This is a genomic window from Candidatus Latescibacter sp. IFSED24 (genome assembly GCF_058273205.1).
In genome coordinates this window covers 1,031,712-1,052,217 of record NZ_CM177850.1, presented here as the reverse complement: position 1 = coordinate 1,052,217, position 20,506 = coordinate 1,031,712, and the positions used below count along the sequence as shown (strand labels likewise).

At 70.6% G+C, this 20,506-nt stretch carries 18 protein-coding genes; 2 read left to right on the top strand and 16 right to left on the bottom strand.

The window, feature by feature from the left end:
* Window positions 1-6: 6 nt before the first annotated feature.
* Genes deoC through IFSED24_RS04195 form a run of 3 tightly spaced genes read right to left on the bottom strand, consistent with a single transcriptional unit; the run spans window position 7 to window position 2,395 of the window.
* Window positions 7-774, bottom strand: a complete 768-nt coding sequence (gene deoC, locus IFSED24_RS04205) for a deoxyribose-phosphate aldolase (protein WP_491333974.1) — start codon at window positions 772-774, stop codon at window positions 7-9.
* Window positions 771-1,208, bottom strand: a complete 438-nt coding sequence (locus IFSED24_RS04200) for a cytidine deaminase (protein ID WP_491333973.1) — start codon at window positions 1,206-1,208, stop codon at window positions 771-773. The genes deoC and IFSED24_RS04200 overlap by 4 nt, the downstream gene beginning before the upstream one ends.
* Window positions 1,205-2,395, bottom strand: a complete 1,191-nt coding sequence (locus IFSED24_RS04195) for a phosphopentomutase (protein WP_491333972.1) — start codon at window positions 2,393-2,395, stop codon at window positions 1,205-1,207. The genes IFSED24_RS04200 and IFSED24_RS04195 overlap by 4 nt, the downstream gene beginning before the upstream one ends.
* A gap of 130 nt (window positions 2,396-2,525) precedes the next feature.
* Here IFSED24_RS04195 and IFSED24_RS04190 point away from each other — a divergent pair, with 130 nt between their 5' ends.
* Complete coding sequence (locus IFSED24_RS04190) at window positions 2,526-3,968, top strand: replication-associated recombination protein A (protein WP_491333971.1); 1,443 nt, start codon at window positions 2,526-2,528, stop codon at window positions 3,966-3,968.
* Window positions 3,965-4,924 carry an ATP-dependent 6-phosphofructokinase gene (locus IFSED24_RS04185; RefSeq protein ID WP_491333970.1) on the top strand — a complete coding sequence of 320 codons (960 nt, stop codon included), beginning with the start codon at window positions 3,965-3,967 and terminating at the stop codon, window positions 4,922-4,924. Before IFSED24_RS04190 ends, IFSED24_RS04185 begins: the two co-directional genes overlap by 4 nt.
* A 92-nt stretch (window positions 4,925-5,016) precedes the next feature.
* Here IFSED24_RS04185 and IFSED24_RS04180 read toward each other — a convergent pair whose 3' ends face one another.
* The 13 genes from IFSED24_RS04180 to rpe all read right to left on the bottom strand — a co-directional run bounded on the left by IFSED24_RS04180 (window position 5,017) and on the right by rpe (window position 20,506).
* Window positions 5,017-5,898: a hypothetical protein gene (locus IFSED24_RS04180; protein WP_491333969.1), complete on the bottom strand. Its 882-nt coding sequence runs from the start codon at window positions 5,896-5,898 to the stop codon at window positions 5,017-5,019.
* Window positions 5,899-6,081: 183 nt separating this feature from the next.
* Window positions 6,082-6,741 carry a hypothetical protein gene (locus IFSED24_RS04175; RefSeq protein WP_491333968.1) on the bottom strand — a complete coding sequence of 220 codons (660 nt, stop codon included), beginning with the start codon at window positions 6,739-6,741 and terminating at the stop codon, window positions 6,082-6,084.
* A gap of 17 nt (window positions 6,742-6,758) precedes the next feature.
* Window positions 6,759-8,159, bottom strand: coding sequence for a tryptophanase (locus tag IFSED24_RS04170; RefSeq protein WP_491333967.1), 1,401 nt, complete (start codon window positions 8,157-8,159; stop codon window positions 6,759-6,761).
* A gap of 142 nt (window positions 8,160-8,301) precedes the next feature.
* A complete protein-coding gene (locus IFSED24_RS04165) occupies window positions 8,302-14,592 on the bottom strand; it encodes a hypothetical protein (RefSeq protein WP_491333966.1) in 6,291 nt (2,096 codons plus the stop codon).
* Between the two features lie 95 nt (window positions 14,593-14,687).
* Window positions 14,688-15,044: a YraN family protein gene (locus IFSED24_RS04160; protein ID WP_491333965.1), complete on the bottom strand. Its 357-nt coding sequence runs from the start codon at window positions 15,042-15,044 to the stop codon at window positions 14,688-14,690.
* Window positions 15,045-15,110: 66 nt separating this feature from the next.
* Complete coding sequence (gene rnhB, locus IFSED24_RS04155) at window positions 15,111-15,755, bottom strand: ribonuclease HII (protein WP_491333964.1); 645 nt, start codon at window positions 15,753-15,755, stop codon at window positions 15,111-15,113.
* A 4-nt stretch (window positions 15,756-15,759) separates the two neighbouring features.
* Window positions 15,760-16,110 carry a 50S ribosomal protein L19 gene (gene rplS / locus IFSED24_RS04150; protein ID WP_491333963.1) on the bottom strand — a complete coding sequence of 117 codons (351 nt, stop codon included), beginning with the start codon at window positions 16,108-16,110 and terminating at the stop codon, window positions 15,760-15,762.
* A gap of 77 nt (window positions 16,111-16,187) precedes the next feature.
* Window positions 16,188-16,913, bottom strand: coding sequence for a tRNA (guanosine(37)-N1)-methyltransferase TrmD (trmD, locus tag IFSED24_RS04145; RefSeq protein WP_491333962.1), 726 nt, complete (start codon window positions 16,911-16,913; stop codon window positions 16,188-16,190).
* Entirely contained in the window at window positions 16,906-17,415 is a 510-nt protein-coding gene (locus IFSED24_RS04140) for a ribosome maturation factor RimM (protein WP_491333961.1), read from the bottom strand. The genes trmD and IFSED24_RS04140 overlap by 8 nt, the downstream gene beginning before the upstream one ends.
* 1 nt (window position 17,416) lies before the next feature.
* Window positions 17,417-17,689 (bottom strand): KH domain-containing protein, encoded by a 273-nt coding sequence (locus IFSED24_RS04135; RefSeq protein ID WP_491333960.1) that lies wholly within the window; start codon window positions 17,687-17,689, stop codon window positions 17,417-17,419.
* Window position 17,690: 1 nt separating this feature from the next.
* Window positions 17,691-18,188 (bottom strand): 30S ribosomal protein S16, encoded by a 498-nt coding sequence (gene rpsP / locus IFSED24_RS04130; protein WP_491333959.1) that lies wholly within the window; start codon window positions 18,186-18,188, stop codon window positions 17,691-17,693.
* Between the two features lie 75 nt (window positions 18,189-18,263).
* A complete protein-coding gene (ffh, locus tag IFSED24_RS04125; protein WP_491333958.1) occupies window positions 18,264-19,604 on the bottom strand; it encodes a signal recognition particle protein in 1,341 nt (446 codons plus the stop codon).
* 251 nt (window positions 19,605-19,855) lie between these two features.
* On the bottom strand, window positions 19,856-20,506 hold the full coding sequence (gene rpe / locus IFSED24_RS04120; protein WP_491335025.1) for a ribulose-phosphate 3-epimerase: 651 nt from the start codon (window positions 20,504-20,506) through the stop codon (window positions 19,856-19,858).

Here is a 20,506-nt window from a genome sequence, read left to right as displayed (position 1 = left end):
CCTCTCCTAGGCCAGGTTCTTGACGATGGCCACGCCGCTGCTGGTGCCCAGGCGGTTGGCGCCGGCGGCCAGCATGGCCTCGGCCGCGGCGCGGTCGCGGATGCCCCCGGCGGCCTTGACGCCCATGGCGCCTCCGACGATGCGCCGCATGAGTGTCACGTCGGCGATGGTGGCCCCGCCGCCGGCGAAGCCGGTGCTGGTCTTGACGAAGTCGGCGCCGGCGTCGAGGCAGAGCCGGCAGGCGGTCTCCTTCTCCTCGTCGGTCAGCAGCACGCACTCGATGATGACCTTGAGCACGGCCAGCCCCATGGTCTCGCGACGCACGGCGGCGATGTCGCGAAACACCGTCGCGTGGTCCCCGCCCTTGAGCGCTCCGATGGGGATCACGGTATCGATCTCGCCGGCGCCGAACTGCACGCAGCGCCGGGCCTCGAGCGCCTTGATCTCGGTGTCCGCGGCGCCCAGGGGGAAGCCGACCACAGTGCAGACCGCGACGGTACTTCCCTGCAGAATCTGGCTGCAGAGCGGTACGAAGCGCGGGTTCACGCAGACCGCGGCGAAGTTGTGCTGCTTGGCCTCATGGCAGAGGAGATCGATCTGGGCACGGGTGGCCTCGGGTTTGAGCAGGGTGTGGTCGATGCAGCGGGCCAGATCCTCCGGCGTATGCACGGCGGCGGGTTCCACGTCGCTCCGGCGGGCGCCCTCGCCGCCGTAGGCCCGCAGGAAGACTTCCTCGCGGCGAGCATTGCCACCGTGTGTCCAGGCTTCGCTCATGGCTGCTCCTTGCGCCCGGCGGCCTGACGGCCGCCCCGGTAGTCGATGAAGGCGTGTGGCACCAGTTCGCCGATGGTGGTCCGCAGGACCTCACCAGCCGGCCCCTGGTCCCCGGCCAGGATCACCTCCAGGTCGGGTGCGAACTCCAGCAGCACCTGGCGGCACGCTCCGCAGGGCGGGGTCGGGGAGACGCCGTCGGCGCAGATGGCGATGGCCTTGAACTGGCGGCGTCCCTCGGCCACCGCCCGCACCACCGCCGCCCGCTCCGCGCAGAGCGACAGCCCGAAGCTGGCGTTCTCCACGTTGGTGCCCGTGACCACCCGACCGTCGGCGCAGAGCAGCGCCGCGCCCACCCGGAATCCCGAATAGGGGCTGTAGCTCTCCTGGCGCGCCTCGCAGGCCGCCTGGATCAGCAAGTCGTAACTCTCACTCAATGGTCACCTCCTGGCTCCCGGCGCAGCTGGGCCAGGAAGCTGGTACCGGCCGCGGGCGGGGCGGCGGCGAAGAACTCGGCGACGGTGGCGCCGAGATCGGCGAAGCTGGCACGCAGACCGAGGTCGGGTCCCGGCTGGCGGTCACCCAGCACCGCCAGCAGCGGGACCTCCTCCCGCGAGTGATCGGTGCTCGGCGTGGTGGGGTCGTTGCCGTGATCGGCCGTCAGCAACAGCAGGTCGTCGGGGCGCAGCCGGTCAAGGAATCCGGCGAGCCAGCCATCGAATTCGACCAGGCCGCGGGCCATGCCCTCGGGGTCGTTGCGATGGCCCCAGAGCATGTCGAAATCCACCAGGTTGAGCATGAGGAACGCCGGGTCCGGCAGCGTCGCGTAGCGCTCGGCGAGCAGGTGCATGCCCTCGGTGTTGGACCGGCTCTTCCGGGTGGCGTCGATACCCGCACCGGCGTAGAGGTCGTAGATCTTGCCGATGGTCTCGACGTGGACCCCGGCCGCGCGCAGGGCATGGAGCGTGAGCCCGGGTCCTGGCGCCACCGAGTAGTCGTGCCGGTTGGGCGTGCGCTCGTAACTGCCCGCGGAGCCGCGGAACGGACGGGCGATAACGCGGCTGACCTCGTGAGGCGGCACGAGCATGGCGCGGGCCTCCTCGCAGACCCGATACAGCTCGTCGAGCGGGACGACCTCCTCGTGCGCCGCGATCTGGAAGACCGAGTCGGCCGAGGTGTAGACGATGAGCTTGCCGGTGCGCACGTGCTCCTCGCCCAGTTCGGCGATGATGGCGGTCCCGCTGGCGGCCTTGTTGCCCAGCCAGCCGTAGCCGGTGCGACGGGTGAACTCGGCCATGACCTCGGCGGGGAAACCGTCGGGATAGGTCGGCAGCGGCGTGGTGGTCACCAGGCCCATGAGCTCCCAGTGGCCGGTGGTGGAGTCCTTGCCCGCGGAGACCTCGCGCAGGCGACCGAATCCGGCGCGCGGGGACACCGCCGGCGGCACGCCCGGTATGTCGTGCAGGTTGCCCAGCCCCAGGCCGGCCAGGGTCGGCAGTTCGAGACCGCCGACCCGCCTGGCGAGGTTGCCGAGGGTGTCGCTCCCCTCGTCTCCGTAGCGGGCCGCATCGGGTGCTCGGCCCACGCCCACGCCGTCGAGGATGATGAGGATCGCTCGGGCCATGGCCCCTCCTGACTGGCACATTTCAGCCATCGCAGCGAAGAGAGCAGGTTAGCCATCCTGGCCGGCCAAGTCAACGACCCGCGCGGCAACCGCCCTTGCACCAATCCACAGACACGCTAGAATGCCCGGCATGCATGCCGACCTCTTCAACCCAGCCGGCGGCGAGCCCGCCCCGCGTCGCGTGGATGCAGACCACGCGAAGACCCGGCCGCTGGCCGATCGCCTGCGCCCCCGGACCCTCGCGGAGGTTGTGGGCCAGGCCGACCTCCTGACCAGCGATGGGCCGCTGCGACCGCTGCTCGAGGGGGACGCGCTGCCGTCGCTCCTGTTCTGGGGCCCGCCCGGCTGCGGCAAGACCACGCTGGCTCGCCTGGTGGCCAGCCACACCGAGGCACGGTTCCTCGAGTACAGCGCGGTGCGTGTGGGCGCCAAGGAGCTCAAGGCGGTGATGGCCGAGTCGGAACGCCTGCGCCGCGTGACCGGCCTGCGCACGGTGCTCTTCCTCGACGAGATCCATCGCTTCAACAAGGCCCAGCAGGACGCGCTGTTGCCCTGGGTCGAACGCGGGGACATCACGCTCATCGGCGCCACCACCGAGAACCCCAGCTTCGAGGTCAACGCCGCGCTGCTCTCGCGCATGCGCCTGTTCGTGCTCGAGCCGCTGGCGCCGGCCGACGTGGTCGAGTTGCTCCGCCGCGCCCTGGCCAGCCCCGAAGGCCTGGCCGAGCGGGACATCACGCTGACCGACGCGGCCCTGAGCGCCCTGGCCGAGCTCTCCGAGGGAGACGCGCGCCAGGCGCTGGGCCTGCTCGACAGCGTCACCGGGGCCGTGGCCGAACGCCGGCGGTCCGCCGCGGAGCGTGGCGAACCCTCCGCCGACGGTGCCGTGGATGTGGCCGACCTCGACCAGCTCATCCAGCATCGCGCCGTGCGCTACGACAAGGACGGCGACGAGCACTTCAACCTTATCAGCGCGCTGCACAAGAGCCTGCGCAACAGCGACGTCCAGGCCAGCCTCTACTGGTTGACCCGCATGCTCGAGGGCGGCGAGGATCCGCTCTACCTCGCGCGGCGCCTGGTCCGCTTCGCCAGCGAGGACGTGGGACTGGCCGACCCCCAGGCCCTGCCCCAGACCCTGGCGGCCCGCGATGCGGTGCACTTCATCGGACTGCCGGAAGGAGCCCTGGCCCTGGCCCAGGCCACCGTCTACCTGGCGCTGGCCCCCAAGAGCAACGCGCTCTACATCGGCTTCAAGTCTGCGCAGCACGAGGTGCAGCACGGGCACAACCCGCCGGTCCCCGTGCATCTGCGCAATGCCCCCACGCGCACCATGAAGGACCTGGGCTTCGGCCGCGACTACGTCTATGCTCACGACACCGAGGCGGGCATCGCCGCCATGAGCTGCCTACCCGAAGCTCTCGCCGGGCGCGAGTTCTACCGTCCGCGGGGCAAGGGCTGGGAGCGCGAGCTCGTCGAACGGATGGAGAGGATCGCGGCCTGGCATCGCCGCCGGGCCGCACCACAGGACCCAGAGCGGGAGCGGCCGACGCCGCCCACAGGAGGCACGACATGAAGCGGATCGGGGTCTTGACCGGTGGCGGTGACGCGGCCGGCATGAACGCAGCCGTCCGGGCCGCGGTGCGCACGATCTGGCATCACGACCTCGAGGCCATCGGCATCCGTCGCGGCTGGAAGGGGCTGGCCGAGGGTGACGCCGACGTGATGGAGCACGGCTCGGTCAGCGGTATCCTCCACCAGGGCGGCACCATCCTGCGCACGTTCCGCTACCCGGAGTTCGCCACCGACGAGGGCACCGCGCCGGTGGGCAAGGCGCTCAAGAAGCTCAAGCTCGACGGGCTGGTGGTGATCGGCGGCGACGGCAGTTTCCGCGGCGCCGACAAGCTCATGCGGACCTTCGACCTGCCAGTGATCGGCGTGCCGGCCACCATCGACAACGACATCAACGGCACCGACCGCAGCATCGGTTACGACACCGCGCTGAACATCGCCGTCGACGCGGTGGACAAGATCAAGGACACCGCCTCGAGCCACGGACGCATCTTCGTCATCGAGGTGATGGGCCGCAACTACGGCCTGCTCGCCGCGCAGGTGGCCATGGCCACGGGCGCCGAGGAGACGCTGGTACCCGAGATCCAGTACGACATCAACGAGATCTGCCACCGCATCGAGGCCGGCTACGACGACGGCAAGTATCACGCGCTGATCATCGTCGCCGAGGGTGCCGGCCGGGCGAGCCAGATCACCTACGAGATCAACCAGCGCCTCAACCGCCCCGTGCGCATGGTGGTGCTCGGCCACATCCAGCGGGGTGGCGCGCCCAGCGCCTTCGACCGCATCCTCGCCACCCGCATCACCCACCACGCCACCGAGCTGCTCATCAGCGGCAAGAGCGGCGTCATGGTGGGGATCATCGCCAACAAGTTCAAGACCAGCGCGCTGCGCAAACGCGCCGGCGCGGACAATGCGATCGTGCGCACGAACTGGGAGCTCGCCCAGCTGCTCGGCTGAGCTGGACCGGCGGCGTCCCACGCAGAAGCCCCCGGCCGCGCTGGCCGGGGGCTTCTCCTTGATCCTGCACCTCGAGCGACGGGCCGGGGCGGCTAGTCCTCGCGGGACCCCTGCACGAAGGTGTTGGCATACTTGAACCAGTTCAGGCGCAGCGTGCCGACCACGTGGCCCAGCACCTCGTGCTCGATCTTCCGGTTCTGGTACTCCAGGTCCATGCTGATCGGCGAGATCGAACCGATGATGGGCAGGTCCTTGTCGATCAGCATGTGCAGCATGTAATCCACGCCGGGCGCCAGGTCCACGAGCTGGAACGAGGCCTCGGGAAGCACGGCGTAGAACGCCATGTCATCCTCGCTGGGATTCTGCTTCACGCTGTCGGGCAGGTCGTGCTTGGGCACCCAGACGATCTTGTCGATGCCGAACTGGAAGCGCAGCGGCGGATCTTCCTCGTTCTCGGGGAGGAAGAGCTGCAGCGACTCGCGCTTGTTCCACTTGGCTTCCTTCAGGTTGTTGCCCGGCTCCTTGATGTCGATGGCGCTGGCGCGCAGCAGGCGCGGCAGGACGTAGGGCTCGGGCGCGGCCATGCTGTCGGCCTCGATGACGCCGTTGCGCTTGATCCGCTCGAGCACCACGTGCGTGGGCTGCGGGCTGAAGGTCTGCTTCACGCCGAGCAGCGCACCCTGCAGACGCGGGTAAAGATTCTCGAGATCCCTGGCCACGAAGAAGTGCAGCTGGTTGCCGTCACGCACGATACCGACCTGGCCGCGCACGTAGTCGAACTGCGGGGCGTCGATCTCGAAGGTGAAGTTGCGCGTGACCGTATCCTGGATGGCACCCTTCATGATGTCGTTCAGGGAGGCGTACAGGTAGGGGTCGACCTCTTCCTTCTCGCCGCAGCCGACCAGGCCGGCGAGGACCAGCAAGGTCAGCGAACCAAGCACGAACAAGGACGCCCAGCGACGCGACACCTTCATGAAATCAACCTCCCTATGGGTACTCGGATGGCGGCGCGAGCGGGCGCCGCAACAGCTGGCTCGAGGCGGAATGTAATCCGCTGGTCACCAGGCCGTCAACACTCTAACCGGCTTGGGGCGGCCGGTGTCATGAAAGTGGGGCCTCGACGTGAAAAATGCAAATGCCGATGGCTGGAAACCGCGTCACCAGCGCGGCCGACGCGACAGTGGCGGCAGCAGGCGGACCTTGGCCAGGACATCGGCCTGGTCGGCGATCCGTCCTTCCCAGAACCCGTTGAAGATGGTCCAGTGCCGCGGCGTGAGCACTCCGGCCGGCGAAAAAAGCCGCAGGAATCGCCGGCGGCGCTCGGCGGCGCTGAGGTGCGGCAGGCCTTCGCGCTGCAGCCGGCCGTCGATAGTGACGAGCCAGGCCTCCTGGAAGGCCTCGGCCAGCGAGAGGGGGATCTCGGCCGGAACGAGCTTGCCGTCGAGGATGTCGCCGACCAGGGTCAGCTGCTGGTAGAGGAAGCGCTGGGCGTTGGGGGCCGAGAACTCCGCCAGCGCCGGCGGCGCATCCTCCGCCGGCGCCGGCGCCAGCACCCAGTCGCGAGCCACGGGGCGCGCAGGGTCGTGGCCGGGACGGTCGCCCAGCACCTGATCGGGATGTAACCACAGGGTGAGCGCCGGAGCGTCCGCCGGTCCCTCGAGGCGGAGCCAGCCGCGATCGTCGGCGGCGATGGCGTCCACGACCACGGTCAGGCTACCGAGACGTCCGGTCAGCCCCAAGCGTTCCGCGGCGCCCCACACCAGCGGTGTAAGGGCGGCTTCCAGGGGCCAGTCAGCAGGAACCAGCAGCATCTTCACGTGCGTCGCATCCGACCTCAGGTGGTGATGAGTTCACCGTCCCCCACGGGGCGCAGCCGGCAGAGGAAGTGGCGCAGCGCCGGGGGCTGCCAGACGATCTCGAGACCCTGCAGCCTTTCGCCAAGGTCGCGGACCCGGGCGCAGGCATCGGCGACGTAGTCGAGCTGGGTGTGGGTGTAGACGCGCCGCGGGATGGCCAGGCGGACCAGCTCCATCTCGGGCGAGACCATCTCCCCCGTCTCGGGATCGGCATGTTCGAACATCAGGCTGCCGATCTCGCAGGCGCGGATGCCAGCTTCCAGGTAGAGCGCCGCGGTGAAGCTCACGCCGGGGAAGCGCGCCGGGGCGATGTGGGGCAGCATGGCCTTGGCGTCGAGGTAGATGGCGTGGCCGCCGGCGGGGCGCAGGTAGGGCACGCCGTGCTGGTCGAGCCGCTCGCCGATGCGGGCGACCTGCTCGATACGGTAGGTGAGGTACTCCTCGTCCAGCACCTCGCGCAGGCCCTCGGCCACCGCGGCCAGGTCGCGGCCGGCGAGGCCGCCGTAGGTGGGGAAGCCTTCCTGGATGATCAGCCGCGCGGCGAGTCGCTGGGCCAGGCCGCCGTCCTTGAGCGCGATGAACCCGCCGATGTTCACCAGCGCATCCTTCTTGGCGCTCATGGTGCAGCCGTCGGCGTGGCCGAAGAACTCGCGGGCGATCTCCTCGATGCTCCGGTCCTGCTGGCCGTCCTCGCGGCGCTTGATGAACCAGGCGTTCTCCGCGAAGCGGGCGCAGTCGAGATACAGGGGCACTCCCTGCTGCTTGCAGAACGCCGAGACCTCGCGGACGTTGGCCAGGCTCACCGGCTGGCCGCCGCCGCTGTTGTTGGTGATGGTCAGCATCACGAAGGGAATGCGGCCGGGATAGCGCTCGAACGCGGCGGCCAGCTTGGCCAGCGACATGTCGCCCTTGAACGGGGCCTCGAGGTTGGGGTCCAGGCCCTCGTCGCAGACGCAGTCCAGCGCCACGGCGCCGCGGAACTCCACGTTGGCCCGGGTGGTGTCGAAGTGGATGTTGTTGGGGATCACGTGTTGCTCGTTGACGAGCACGCCGAATAGCAGGTTCTCGGCGGCGCGTCCCTGGTGGCAGGGAATCACGTGCGGATAGCCGGTGACGCGCACGATGGTGCTCTGGAAATCGTCCCAGCTCCGACTCTGGGCGTAGGCCTCGTCGCCGGTGATCATGGCCGCCCACTGGCGGTCGCTCATGGCCGAAGTGCCGCTGTCGGTGAGCAGATCGATGTAGATGGCCGCCGAGGGGACCTTGAAGATGTTGTACTCCGCCTCGCGGAGCAGCCGTTCACGCTCGGGCCGCGGGACGCGGTGGATGCGTTCGACCATCTTGATGCGATAGGGCTCGAAGGGCAGATCCCGATCCATGTGCGGCTCCTTGTTGCCGGCGTCTTGTCATTCGGGACGCGGCACACCGGCGGCGTCCGATGAAACCAGAGCTCCGAAGTTAGCCCGCGCCGCCGGGCGAGTCCAGGAAAGCCGACTCCTGATCGAACGGTCCGCGGCCGGATCAATGACCTTGATCGCTGTCCCGTTCGCCCGGCAATGGCGAGTGCTCCTGATACAGCACCAGCAGCCGGTCGGTGGCGCGGGCCAGGACCGTCCGATGGACCGCCGGCGGCTCCGGACCAAAGCAGACGTACACCACCGATTCGGCCAGCAGCCCCTGTGGCTGGGTGGCCGAGGCCAGGCAGGCGGCAGCCGGGCCCACGGCCAGGTCGCCGCGGTCCAGCACCGACGCCAGTTGGCGGCGCCAGGCCTGCCAGAGATCGGCCGGGATGACGTCGCCGGGCGCACCGGATGCGGCGGCCAGGAACGCCGTCACGCGCCCGCGAGCCTGGGCGCGGACGCGCGCCAGCGGGCTCCAGGGCGTCCGCCTTAAACGCTCGGTGAAGACCGCCGTGTCCTCCAGCACCGCTTCCGGCAAGGAGCGCAACCAGGTACCCCAGTCGGCACCTTCGGCGGCCGGCAGCAGCGAAGCCAGCAGCCAGGGGCTGTCGGGCGCGAGAGCCCGGCCGGCGGCACCGGGCCAGTGGCCGTGCCGGCGGCGGTGCGCGTCGGCCAGGGCGGCCAGCCATTCGAGCATGCCGGGCATGAGCAGCGGCTCGAGGTCGGCGCGGGCCACGGCCGCCCAGCCGCGATCGGCCAGGGCCCGCAGCAGCAGTTGCACATCCTCGGCCAGAGGGGCCGTCAGGTGGATCAGCTCACCGATCCGTCCCGACCCCGCCGCCGCGGTCACCGCGGCCGCACACTCGTCCAGCGTGCCGGCCGGCCGGGATTCCACCTGCCCCTTCTCACGTCGCTGGCTGCGGGGTTCGCTGGACTCCTGGCCAAGGAGCGGACGCGTGACCCGCCAGGGCAACTGGGCCTGCAGCATCTGCACGCGAAGCCGCTGGACGTCGTCGCGGCGCGGCGTGGTCAGAAAGAGTTCCTCCCAGGGCCCGCCAGCCGCCGCCTCGTCCACATCCACGGTGAGCAGCAGGCTCCCCTGACGCGCCATGTCCTGCAGGCGATAGCGGTCCTCGCGAGCGAACCGCTGCAACTCGACGATGGCCACGGTATGCCGCTCGGCCGGCGCGGTGATCCGGCGCTGCGGGGCCGGCTCCTTCCCGGTCCAGACCTGCAGGTCGGGTACCCAGTCGGGATGGCGCCTGCGGATCTCCAGGTGGACCCGCACCGCCGTGGCCAGATCCGGGCACCAGATCTCGGCCAGCCGTCCGTGCTCGCTGGCCGCCAATCCGCTCACCAGGGCCTCGGTCCGACCGCTGCCGCAGGGCCCGGCCAGCACCAGCACGCCAGACGACGCGTCGAGGCGTGTCTTGATCTCCTCCAGGGTCGAGTTCAGCAGTTCCTGACCGCGACCGCGTCGCCACCAGGCGCTCGCGGCCGGACTCGCTTCCGGCGTGGCATCCGCGGCGTCCAGCACGGGCACGGCCCCGCCCGCGGGCGTGCCGGCCAGCCGAGCGCGCCAGGCATCCCGCTCGGCTGCCAGGTCGGCCAGCAGGCCGACGGCCGCGGACCCCCGTGCCAGGGCAGCCGACTCCTGCAGCCGCACCAGCAGCGCCCGCGGCACGTGGTCGGACCCCGCCGGCGCCGTGACGGCCCAGAAGCCCAGCTCCTGCCCCAGCAGGACGAAGCGCTGGGTGGCGGGCGAATGGTGGGCCGGCAAGGCCAGCAGGAAGCCCCGGTCCACCCGCGATGCCTCGGTGAAGACCTCGCGGATCCAGGCTGCGAAGCCGTCGAGTTCACCAACGAGCGCCGCGGTGAGCCGTTGGCGATCGCCCAGCCAGCCCACCTGCCGGCGCGCCGAGAACCAGGCGCCGCGCGGGGCGCGGTAGAGGAGGCGGTCGCCGGAGCTCAGGCCCCATCCGGCGGCCAGACCGAAGAACCGGTCGAGCGAGGCCGTGACCTCCTGGCCCGCTCCCGGCGCCATGGGCGGGTGGGCCACCTCGTGCCAGGCCCCGGCCACGTTGCCGGCGAGCAACGCCGCCAGCGCCGGTTCGACCTCTCCCGAGAGGGCCGCCAGCCGGAGCTTGATGTCCTGCAGCGGCGTGCTCACCAGGAGCCGGGTGCTGCTGGCCTCGCCACCGACGGCCACCTCGGTGGGCAGCAGCTGCCCCGCCAGGATCCCCGCCCAGCGCAGCAGCTGGAGCGCACGCCGGACGGCGTCCTCGTTCAACCCGGATTGCCAGGCCAGGCGGGCCAGGGGCAAGGCCACGGGAACCGGGACGCGCGGCAGATCCGCCACGGAGCTCTTCTCGAGCCAGGTCCCGGTGGCCAACAGGATCCGCAGGCGTTCCACCCCGGCCGCCAGGTCGCCCTTTTCGAGTTCAGCCCGGTCGTAGAGCATGCTCAGCGTGGCGGTCCCAGACAGCGGCGCCAGGGGTCGCAGGGAGGCGGGATCGCCCTGGGGGCGCAGGCACACGGCCTGCCCCGTCTCGGCCCGAGCGGTCAGCACGGTTTCACGGAGGCGCCAGCGCCGGCCGTCTGGCAGATTCAGGTCGCGGGAGTCGGCGGTGATGCCCGGCAGGCCGGCTTTCTGGACCTCGGTCGCCAGGCGCGTGAGATCGTCCGCCCTGCCCCAGATCTCCAGGACCTCCTCTCGTCCGAGATCCGTCTCGGCCAGCAGGTTGCGCGCGCGGACGGCGATGGTGTCCAGGGCCTCCCCCCTGGGTCCGGGGCCGGCAAGCCCGTAGCCGCAGGCTGCACACAGCAGGCCGTCCACCACTCCGGGACCCTGACGGCCGCACTGGGGACAATGCCGGGACACCGCCGGCGCGGTTCCCCGGCGCAACGAGCGCCAGCCACCGATCTCGGCGCCGCTGTCGAGTTCGGGACAATCCAGCCGGGACGCGAGCAGCTTCTGCCAGGCGGGCGTGAGTTCGCGGCCCACCAGGTCGAGCCGGCGCGCGCCGGCGTCGGCGAGCCAGCCCAGCAGGACCGCACCGCTCTCGGCAGCCTCGCCATCGGGAGGCAACATGGCATCGAGATCCTGGACGAGGACTCCCGTCGCCGCGGGCAACGCCCAGCCTCCGACCACCAGCCGGGCCAGGTCCACCGGCCGGACCCAGGCCACTGGTCCCATGGGCCGCCCCTGCTCTCCGGTGAGCACCGACGCGCCCGGTCCCGGCAGGGCCGCCAGCAGGGCTCGCAGTTCGGGCGGCGGCTCCGCGGCCACCACCAGCAGGCGTCGTGCTGCGTCGCCACGCTCGAACGCGGCGAGTAGATCGGCCGAGAGGTCGCGCCAGATCGTGGCCGCCGGCACGAGGTGGCGCTGGATGCCGCCCGACACCAGCGGTCGCGCCTCGCCGAGCGGCGGGCCCGTCCAGCCGGGTAGAAGCCCGGGCACAATCCCTTGCTCGGTGAGCCAGGCCGCCACGCCACGCCAGACGGCGACGGCGTCCGCGCCGGCAGGTTGGGCCGGCAGATCCACGAACGCCGCCGCGGACTGCGCCGCCGCGGTCAAGGCGGGCTCGGAATCGATCGCCAGGTCGAGCAGACAGCGCCACCAGCGGGCGTCGAGCACCTCGACCTGGGCCGCCGGTCCGGACAGCAAGGCCGCGGTCTCCAGGGCCACGAGCCGGCGGCGCGCCGCCACGCGGGCGGCCCGCTGATCGTCGCCCTGCTGCCAGGCAGCCACGTCGGCGCGACGGGGCAGGATCGGCTCGGCGGCATCGTCCAGGGCGGTCAGCCGCGGCACCACCAGCTTGATGGGCGGCTCACCGTCCTCGTTCGCCAGTGCCCAGGTCACCGCGCCGAAGCGTCCGCGCGCGGCATCCTGCCAGAGCGCTGCCGCCGCGTGTTCGCGGGGCAGCAGGACCTGTGTGCCGCCGGGGGCAGCCTGCAGGTAGATCAGCGGCGCCGCCGACGCGGCCACCGGGTCGAGCACCGCCGTCGGCAAGGGAGCGCGGTGCGCCAGGGTCAGCCGGGGCGCCGTGTGGTCCGTCAGGTTCAGATGGTATGGGCGGCCGTAAGCGGCCAGGGTCGTGTCGAACCAGGAGGCCAGGTCGTCGGCGAACAGACCGGTGGCGGCCAGCACCGAGAGGTGACGCCGCCCTCGCGTGGCGAGCAGGCCGTGCAGCGCCGCGCCGCCGGCATCGTCCCGGGCCTGCAGCTGCCAGTGGACCATGGCGCTGTCGAGGAACACCCAGCTGACGTCGCTGCCGTCGAACACGCCCCACAATGCATCGAGCATGGACGCCGACGCCGGCAGATCGCCGACCAGGCCGGCCACCAGACCCGAACGCCTGACACGCTGGGCGTACTGGTCTCCCCAGTCGCCGGCCGGACCGGTCTCCCTGACCGGTGACTGACGGGGCAGCACGGCGATGCGTGCGGCATAGCGGTCGAGAAGCGGACAGCTGCCGGGCGGTCGGGGCCGGAGCACGGCGTGGTCGAGCAGATCGCCGTTGTGGGTCTCCACCAGGCGGATCCAGTGACAGACCGCCAGCAGTCCCCCGTCCTCGGCAGCCTCGGCAGCCAGCTCGTCGAGCAGGGCCAGCGCCGCTGTCAGTTCGTGCACCGATCCGCCGGTGGGCACCACGGTGACCGGGCCGTAGGTCTCGCGGGCCTGCTGACGCAATTCGCTCAGTCGCTCGAGGCGGTCGAGCACGACCCGGAAGCGTCGGTCGCCGTCGCTCCAGGCCGCCAGCGCCCGGCTGGCCTGCCGGGTGGCGACCACCGCCACGGCCTGGCCAGCCAGGTCGGCTTGCTCCTGGGCGCCGGCACCCGCGCCACCACCGGCACTCAGGGGATCGGGTCGGGTCCATAGCAAGGGCAGGGTCCACGGCTGGCACGCGGCATCCATGGCGGCACGGTCGGCGGCCCCGAGCACCGCGCACTGGTGCAGGAACGCGGCGGCTGGATCGCCGCGGCGGCCGAGTTCGAGCAGTCCGGCCCGCAGGGCGGGATCGGCCTGGTTGACCCGGTGGAGTACCGCGAGCCACAGCAGCCCGGCCTGGAGTGCAGGCTCCAGTTCGCGCTGCCCCGGCGGCAGGACGCCGTCGGCGCCAGGGGGCGCGAGACGGGAGTCCCCCCTCGACGGCGACCACGCCTCGCGCCAGGCGCCGCTGCGGGCCAGGGCCAGGCGCCGCGCCAGATCCTCGGACCAGCCGTCGGCCGGCAGCAGCGGTTCGAGCACCGCCTCGAGAAAAGGGTCCAGGCTGTGGCCGGGATGTCCGGTCGGCCAGGCCTCGGCCACGACGGCGTCCGGACCGGCGCCGGCCCAGACCAGACGCCCGGCCGCAGGCAAGAGCCAGTCCGCCAGCGCCTCGGAGTCCTCGCCCGGGCGCCAGGTGGCCACGTCGCGCGGCTCCTCGCCCCACCAGGCCACGGCCTGGACCGTGCCCTCGGCGTCGCTGGCCGCCGAGATCCAGAACCGGGTCGGCTGGTCGCCGGGCTGGCGATGAGCCAGGAACGCCAGCACGGCATCGCGTCGCGCCGCCCCCTCCAGGTCGGCCACGTCGGCGAGCGCGGCGGCCAGGCGGCGCGCGGCGGCGTAACGCGGCACGGCCAGGCGACGCCGGGGGTGGCCCGCCAGGATCTCGAGGCGACGCAGACGCCCGAGCCGCTGGCGGTCCGCCGGCAGCATGGTCCGTTCGCATGCTTCCCAGCGGGTCAGCACCTCGTCGACATCGTCGAGGTGGGCATCGGCGAGTTCGGCGGCGAGCCAGCACCGGCGCGCGTCGGCGTCCGCGGACCAGGCGAGCGAATCCACGGCCAGCAGATCCAGCACGGCCCGGGTCCAGGCGAGGCGCGCCGCGGGATCGAGCCGGGGAAAGCCGCGGCCAGCCAGCTCGGCCAGTTCGAGACGGTCGGCTACCGTGAGGTCGAGGTCCGGATGCAGGACCGAGGCCTCGCCGAGACGCCCGGTGATGGGCAGCAGGCGGAAGAGGGCGAGCAGCAAGGGAGCCACCGGGAGGTGACGTTCGGCCAGCCGGCTGTCCACCGACAGGTACAGCGCGGCCTCGAGCAGTTCGCGCGACTGGTCGGGATCGTGTTCGGGGCCGAGGTCGAGCTGACGACGCGCGCGAACCACGGCGGCCTCGGCACGGCTGCGGAACTCGGCCACGAACTGCGATACGGCCTGTGCCCAGCGTCCCGGCGTCGCACCGTCGTTCTGACGCCCACGCACGCGTTGCCAGAGACGGCCGAGACCGTCGGGCAAGGTCTCGGACACGAAGACCCGTCGACCGTCCCGATCGCGCGCCGCCAGGGCGCGCGCGTGCGCTGCCTCGGCCGCCCGGAAATCTCCGGCGGCCAGCGCGCCCCGCGCCTCGTTCAAGATGTGCCAGTAGTTCATGTGCCGGGCGCCTCCTGCGTGCCGGCGAGATCGTCCTCGGGTTGCCTGGCGCATCATAGCGGAGGGTCCGGAGCGTGACCACCGCTTTCGGGAGGTCAGCCCGCGTCCGGATAGTGGCGCAACACCAGACCGCGCCCGGGCCCGGCGAAATCCACGGTGACCACGTCGAGCCGGAGTCGCACCGCGCCCGGCGGCTGTTCGTGGCACCAGCGCCCGACGAGCCGCCGCAGACGCCGGAGCTGGGACCGCTTGATGCACTCCCGGGCCCGGGCGTAGCTGCCCGGACCACGGGTCTTGACCTCCACGAAGACCAGGAGTCCAGGGCGCTCCACGACGAGATCGATCTCTCCCCCGCCACGACGCCAGCGGCGTTCGCGGCACACGAATCCGGCGGCCTCGTAGACGGTCAGGACGAGGGCTTCGCCGCAGCGGCCGAGGGTCGCGGCATCCATGGATTCTTATCCGGTCCGGGAGGAGGGAACGCGCCGGAGGTTCGAGGGCGGATCAGCGGGGTCGGATCAGCAGGAATCGTTCCACAGGCTGGTCTGGTCGAGTGCGGCGATGGGCTTGTACGTGCGGCGATGCAGCGCGCAGGGGCCGAGACGCTGGAGCGCCTCCCGATGCACCGGCGCTCCGTAGCCCTTGTGTGCGGCGAACCCGTAGCCGGGGTAGCGTCGGTCCCAGACCACCATCACCCGGTCACGCAGGACCTTGGCCAGCACCGAGGCTGCGGCCACCGCGGCGCTGGTGGCGTCGCCCTTGACCAGGGCCCGGGAGGCGCAGGCCATGGGCGGGGTCTGCAGACCGTCGACCAGCACCAGGTCTGGCGCCGGCCTGAGCCTGGCGACGGATCGGGCCATGGCCTGCAGCGTGGCGGCCAGGATGTTCTCGGCCTCGATGACGCGGGGTCCCACCGCGCAGGCGGCCCAGGCCACCGCCCGGGCACGGATCCGCACGGCCAGATCCTCGCGACGGGCAGGAGTGAGCTGCTTGGAATCGTCGAGATCGGTGGGCAGCCAGTCGGCGGGCAGGATCACCGCAGCAGCGACGACGGGGCCGGCCCAGCAGCCGCGCCCCGCCTCGTCCACGCCGGCCAGGAGCAGGGTTCCCCCACGGGAACACTCCCGGTCGAATTCGAACAGTCGCGTCGTCCGTCGGGTCACGGCGCTACTTGCGCCGGGCCTCGCGGATCCTGGCCTTGCGACCGCGCTTGTGTCGCAGGTAGTAGAGCTTGGCGCGCCGGACACGACCTCGCTTGACCACCAGGATGTTGGCCACGTTGGGCGACTCCAGCGGGAAGATCCTCTCCACCGCCACGCCGCTCGAGAGCTTGCGCACGGTGATGGACTTCTCCTGCCCGGTGCCCTGCATGGCGATGACCGCGCCCTCGAAGTTCTGCAGGCGTTCCTTGCCGCCTTCCTTGATGCGCACGGCGACCCGGATGGTGTCGCCGATGTTGAACTCGGGCAGGTCCTCCCGCAGTTCCTCGTAGCGCAGACTGTCGATCACGTTGCTCATGACTGCCTCCAGTATGGGCGCCCGGTCCGGTGGACCAGGCCTGGTCGGCCCCGTCGGGGGCTCGTTCGTTTCGTTTTCTAGCGTCCCTGGGCGGCTTCACGGTCGCGTTCGGCCAGCAGATCCGGCCGCCGCTCGCGCGTGCGCTCCTGCGCCTGTTCGCGCCGCCAGCTCTCGATATTCGCGTGGTGCCCGGTCAGCAGCACCTCGGGAACGGACAGACCCCGGTATTCGGGGGGCTTGGTGTACCATGGACAGTCGAGGCCACCGTCACGGTCGCGGGTAAAGCTGTCACTCGCGGCCGAAGCGGCGTCGTGCAGGACGCCCTCGATACGGCGCACCATGGCGTCGACGATGACCAGCGCCGGTAATTCGCCGCCGGTCAGCACGTAGTCGCCGATGGAGACCTCGCGCATGGTCAGCAGCTGACGCACGCGCTCGTCGATCCCCTTGTAGTGGCCGCAGACGAGGATGATCTCGCCAGCGTCCTGCGCTGCGGCGAGCAACTCGAGTACGAGTTGTTCGTCGAGCCGTTCTCCCTGCGGCGAGGTCAGCAGCACGGGAGCGTCCGCATCGGCGCGGACCGCCTCCACCGCTTCGACCACGCACGGCGCCATCATGATCATGCCGGCGCCGCCGCCGTAAGGCGAATCATCGACGGTGCGATGCTTGTCCACCGCGAAGTCCCGGATATCGGTGACCTCGTAGCGGACGAGCCCCTGCTTCGCCGCCCGGCCGCAGATGCTGGTCTCCAGCACCGTGCGGACCATGTCGGGAAACAGCGTGAGCACCTTGACCTCAAGCATCGAGCAATCCCTCCGGCGGATCGACGACCAGCGGGCCGTCCAGACCGGCGTCGGGCGCCATGATCGGCGCCACCGCGGGGATCATCACCTCGCGGCCTTCGTGCTCGATGACCAGCAGGACCTGCGCCGTGTAGCGACGCACCTCCTGCACCGTGCCCAGGATCTCGCCGTCGCGTCGCTGCACCGTCCGCCCCAGGTAACGGAAGGGCAGGCCCTCCGCCGGTCGGGGGAAGTCGGCGTCGAGGTAGCGTGCGCGCGGAAAGCCGAGCTGACGTCCGACCATGGCCTCGGCCTGGTCGCGATCGTCACACCCGGCGGGCTTGACCGCCACGCAGTTACCCGCCGGTCGGGCCTTCTCGAAGACGGCGGCCTGGCCGTCGTCCCAGAGCAGGTAGTCCGAACCGAGCAGCGGCGCGTGGAAATCGAGCAGCGGGTAGAGCTTCACCTCTCCCCGCAGCCCCACGGCCTTGACCACGTCGGCGATGGGCACGAATCCGTCCATGCTACTCTTCCACGATCTCCAGCGCGAACCGCTGATCGCTGCGGGCGTTGATCGCCGCCAGCAACGTGCGGACCGCCCGGGCGGTCTGACCATTCTTGCCGATGAACTGACCATGATCGTCGGGATGCAATCGGACCTTGAAAACCTCGCGGTCGTCCTGGGCCACCAGATCGACGCGCACGTCATCGGGATGGTCGACCAGATTGACGGTCAGGTAGGAGATCAGATCCAGGGCCCGTTCCTGGGCCGCATTCAACTGCTGGGCTCCACTCACGCTACTCATCCTCCGTGGCGGGTTCGGTCGCCTCGTCGGCGGCTTCCTCGGCGGGCGCAGCCGCGGCAGCGGCCTCGGCGGCCGCGGCGGCCGCGATGTCGTCCCGACGCTTCTGCTCGGCCTCGTTCACCTGACGCAGGTGGTCGTGCCGGGCCTTCTCTTCCCGCTCGACCCGCGCCTGCTGGCCGGGCTTCCAGGCCTCCATCTTGGCCTGGATCTCTTCGGGAGACAGGCCCTGCTTCATCAGGCTGAACTGGTAGAGGATGCCCTCGCGCTTGAGCAGCGACCGGGCGGTATCGCGCACCTCGGCGCCCTTTTCCAGCCAGGAGAGGATCTCGTCGTGGTGCAGGTCCACCTCGAGGGGCTCGACGAAAGGATTGTAGTAGCCCAGGTTCGCCAGGTAGGCACCGTCCCGCCGCTTGCGGCTATCGAGCACGACAAGGCGGTAGAACGGGCGCTTCTTCTTGCCCATACGGGTCAGTCGGATGGTTGTCGCCAACTTATCAGCCTCCCATTCGGGTGGTGTCGCGACGCGCACCATGCGCGCCGCGTGCGCGAGGCCCCGCGGGGCCTCCTAATGCGGACTGCCGCCCAGCACGCGCTGACCGAACTCCTGCAGGCCACCGGCGGCGTTGATCTGCTTCATCATGCGCCGCATGTCCCGGTACTGCTTGAGCAGCTTGTTCACCTGCGAGACGTTGGTCCCGCTGCCGCGGGCGATCCGCTTGCGTCGCGAGCCGTTGATCACATCCGGCTTGCGTCGCTCCTCGAGCGTCATGGAGTTGATGATCGCCTCCACGCGCGCGAACTGCTTGTCATCCACATCGATCTTGTCCAGGGCGCCACCGCCCATGCCGGGCAGCATCTTGAGCATGCCCTTGAACGATCCCATGCGCTTGATCTGCTTGATCTGGCGCTGGAAATCCTCGAGCGAGAATTCGCCCTGGCTGAAGCGGTCGGCCAGGTGCTGGGCCTCGTCGAGATCCATCTTGCTCTCGGCCTGCTCGATCAGCGTGAGCACGTCGCCCATGCCCAGGATCCGGCTGGCCATGCGGTCGGGGTGGAAGACCTCGAGATCGTCGAGCTTCTCGCCCACGCCCACCAGCTTGACCGGCTTGCCGGTGATCTCCTTGACCGACAGCGCCGCGCCGCCGCGGGCGTCGCCGTCGAGCTTGGTCAGGACCACGCCGTCGTAGCCCACCTGCGCGGCGAACTGCTCGGCGATGTTCACGGCCTCCTGGCCGGTCATGGCGTCCAGGACGAGGAGTTTCTCGTCCATGGCCACGGTCTTCTCGATATCGTTCAGCTCCTTGAGGAGCGTCTCGTCGATGTGCAGGCGGCCGGCGGTGTCGACGATCAGCACGTCACAGTTGTTGTCGCGGGCCTTGCGCTGGCCCAGCTTGACGATCTGCGGCGCGCTCTTCTTCACGCGGTCGCTGAACACCGGCACGCCCACCTGGCCGGCGATGGTCTCGAGCTGATCGATGGCCGCGGGGCGGTAGATGTCGGCCGCCACCAGGAGCGGCCGCCGACCTTGACCCAGCAGCTGCTTGGCCAGCTTGCCGCAGAAGGTGGTCTTGCCCGAGCCCTGCAGGCCCATGACCATGACCGTGGCCATGCCCTTCTCGGGCAGGAGGAGCTCGGCGGTCTCGCCACCCAGGAGGCCCTTCAGCTCCTCGTGGACGATCTTGACCACCTGCTGCGCCGGATCCAGGCCCTCGAGGACATCCTGCCCCAGCGCCTGTTCGCGGACGCGCGAGACGAGACCCTTGGCCACCTGGTAGTTGACGTCGGCCTCGAGGAGCGCCAGGCGCACCTCGCGCAGCGCTTCCTTGATGTTCTCCTCGGTCAGCTGCTTCTGGCCGGCCAGCTTGCGCATGGCCCCTTCGAGGCGTCGGGTCAGATCCTGGAACACGGTATCGCTCTCCGCGGTGCGCTGCGCTGCGCACGAAGGCGCACAAGCCAGTGCCGGCCGCCAGGATGGTGGCGGTCAGCGCTCGCTCGCGCTAAAACATTGCCAACATGACACTTGTCGAGCCATGCCAAAAGTCGGGGCGGGCCGCTGGGCCCACCCCGGGATGCTCGACGGGCTGGAAATATAGCAGAATCGCCCGATTGGGGCAAGATTCACCTGCTTGAGGCCAGGATCCGCCGGACGGCATACCGTCAGGCGTGCTCGCCGCGCAGGATTGCGGCCGCGGCGGTCCGGTCGTCCGCCTTGCAGAACCAGGACCCCGACACGAGGATGTCGGCCCCGGCCTGACGGCAGCCGGCGGCGGTCTGGTCGTTGACGCCCCCGTCGACGCTGATGGCGTAGGACCAGCCGCGCTCCTCGCGCCACCGTGCCAGCTGCGCAATCTTCTCGAGACCACGGGGATCGAAGGCCTGGCCGCCGAAGCCCGGCTGCACGGTCATCACCAGGACCAGATCGGCAGCCGTCAGCAGCGGTTCGAGCGCGGCCAGGTCGGTACTCGGGTTGAGCGACAGCCCCCGGCGCAGGCCCAGCTCGCCGATCCGCTCGAGCGTGGCGGGCAAGGGGCAGTCCGCCTCGACGTGCACGGTGATGGCGTCGACCCCGGCCGCAGCGAACGGCTCGAGATACTGCTCGGGGTTGGTCATCATCAGATGGGCGTCCAGCAGCAGATCGGTGCACCGCCGCACCGCGGCGCAGATGAACGGCCCGAAGGTCAGGTTGGGCACGAAGTGGGCGTCCATGACGTCGAGGTGGAGCAGGTCCACGCCGGCGTCCCTCATGCTGGCGATGTCACGGCGGATGTCGGTGAAGTCGGCCGACAGGAGCGAGGGGGCCACGGCCAC

Bases quoted from the DNA above. Each gene is read 5' to 3' on its own strand.
- trmD (WP_491333962.1), bottom strand. From the start codon at position 16,913: ATGCTTGAGGTCAAGGTGCTCACGCTGTTTCCCGACATGGTCCGCACG.
- IFSED24_RS04165 (WP_491333966.1), bottom strand. From the start codon at position 14,592: ATGAACTACTGGCACATCTTGAACGAGGCGCGGGGCGCGCTGGCCGCC.
- IFSED24_RS04160 (WP_491333965.1), bottom strand. From the start codon at position 15,044: ATGGATGCCGCGACCCTCGGCCGCTGCGGCGAAGCCCTCGTCCTGACC.
- deoC (WP_491333974.1), bottom strand. From the start codon at position 774: ATGAGCGAAGCCTGGACACACGGTGGCAATGCTCGCCGCGAGGAAGTC.
- rplS (WP_491333963.1), bottom strand. From the start codon at position 16,110: ATGAGCAACGTGATCGACAGTCTGCGCTACGAGGAACTGCGGGAGGAC.
- IFSED24_RS04195 (WP_491333972.1), bottom strand. From the start codon at position 2,395: ATGGCCCGAGCGATCCTCATCATCCTCGACGGCGTGGGCGTGGGCCGA.
- IFSED24_RS04185 (WP_491333970.1), top strand. From the start codon at position 3,965: ATGAAGCGGATCGGGGTCTTGACCGGTGGCGGTGACGCGGCCGGCATG.
- IFSED24_RS04170 (WP_491333967.1), bottom strand. From the start codon at position 8,159: ATGGATCGGGATCTGCCCTTCGAGCCCTATCGCATCAAGATGGTCGAA.
- IFSED24_RS04180 (WP_491333969.1), bottom strand. From the start codon at position 5,898: ATGAAGGTGTCGCGTCGCTGGGCGTCCTTGTTCGTGCTTGGTTCGCTG.
- IFSED24_RS04190 (WP_491333971.1), top strand. From the start codon at position 2,526: ATGCATGCCGACCTCTTCAACCCAGCCGGCGGCGAGCCCGCCCCGCGT.
- IFSED24_RS04140 (WP_491333961.1), bottom strand. From the start codon at position 17,415: ATGGACGGATTCGTGCCCATCGCCGACGTGGTCAAGGCCGTGGGGCTG.